The following is a 1,620-nucleotide window of genomic DNA, read 5'->3' on the forward strand; positions in this document are numbered from 1 at the left end:
AGCATCGTGATGATCGTCTATGCCATGCTTACTGGCGTATCGGTTGGTGCTCTCTTTGCCGCCGGCATGATACCTGGGCTTCTCATGTCCGTATTGGTTGCGGGCTATATCGCAATACGATGCTGGTTACAGCCCGAGCTGGGCCCCGCGTTGCCCAAAGAGGAACGCGGAGACTGGAGCGAAAGGTTCCGTTCGCTAATGGCTGTCGCACTGCCCATCGGCATCGTGGTCATGGTCCTCGGCTCCATTCTGTCCGGCATCGCGACTGCCACCGAAGCCGCCGCCATCGGCGTGCTCGGCTCCCTACTGTCAGCGATGGTCCACCGCACCCTTTCGCTGAACTTGATTAAGGAAGCCTTGCTTCAGACTCTGCGCCTGACTTCCATGATTATGTGGATCATCCTGGGCGCTCAAGTCTTCAGCACGGCCTATAGCGCTATGGGCGCCCAGCAGGTGGTGATGGACCTAATGGCAGCCATCCCAGGCGGCGAGTGGGGCGCGCTCGCTGCGATGTTACTGCTCCTCCTGCTCATGGGCATGGTGCTCGACCCGATAGGCATTATGCTGATCACGCTGCCGGTGTTCATGCCAATCATCACGATGTACGGGATTGACCCGATCTGGTTCGGTGTGCTGTTCGTCATCATGGTCGAAATCGGTTATATGACCCCTCCTTTTGGCTTCAATCTTTTCTATTTAAGAGGTGTCGCACCACCCAGTATCAGCATCGGGGACATCTACACTTCGGCGCGTCCGTATGCTGCAGTGATTCTGTTTGGCCTGCTTCTGATCATAGCGTTTCCGGGAATCGCTCTGTGGCTGCCGAAATTGCTGTTCTAGCCAAGCGCCGTGTAACGTACGAAAGTTTAATTATGGGGAAATGAAACTCGGCTTGACCGCCCACGTAGTCATAATCACCGGAGAGGGCGGCGTGATCCCTCTGCCGTAGAAGGAGTATGCGCCGAGGGTGGTGCACCTGATACTGACAGTCGGGCGGCGTGGCCGACGCCGATAACTCTGTAAGCGGTCTACTAATCACACCTACCCAGGCCTGACTCAGAGCGGTAAGGTTGAAGTAACTCCCTCCATAGTTGCAAAGGCTATAGTGCAGGTATGGAGGAGGGCACTTCACATGCACCTCACACTTATGAAGAAATTCAGCTAGATTGGAAGGATACGTTTTCCATACCGCTAGGCATGATTGATGCATAAAAACTTGTTTCGATGATGTTGAATGCAGTCAATGAAGGTCGACTCACGCTCAATGAGGTTGCCCGCCTCACAGCGGAAAATCCGGTGAGGAGGTTTGGTTTCTTCCCGAGAAAAGGGGTGATGCAGATTTTCCGATTGTAGATATGCAGCGCCAAGTAATTTTACTAAAAAGGGTATGCTATCGAAAGCTGGCTATACTAGCTGGGAAGGTATGAAAACGAAGGTATGATTGTTTATACTGTAGCCTGTAAGAAGTGGTTGCCCAAGATGGAGAGGTAGAGGTTGATCCTGGCTATGGGAACTTTGTTCCAGGCACTGCTTACTGGCAGTTTATTTTTGATTTTCTGCTGCTTTAATGATCTTTCTCAAGTGGTGTTGCGGTAGTGCCAGAAAAAAGTATAAGCTTTT

1 protein-coding gene is annotated in these 1,620 nt (G+C 52.2%); it reads left to right on the top strand.

What is annotated here, in order from left to right; genetic code table 11:
- A partial coding sequence (locus V6D20_18310) for a TRAP transporter large permease subunit (GenBank protein ID HEY9817736.1) occupies window positions 1-840 on the top strand: 840 nt, incomplete at its 5' end.
- Window positions 841-1,620 lie beyond the last annotated feature (780 nt).

This window comes from Candidatus Obscuribacterales bacterium (assembly GCA_036703605.1).
Lineage (GTDB): Bacteria > Cyanobacteriota > Cyanobacteriia > RECH01 > RECH01 > RECH01.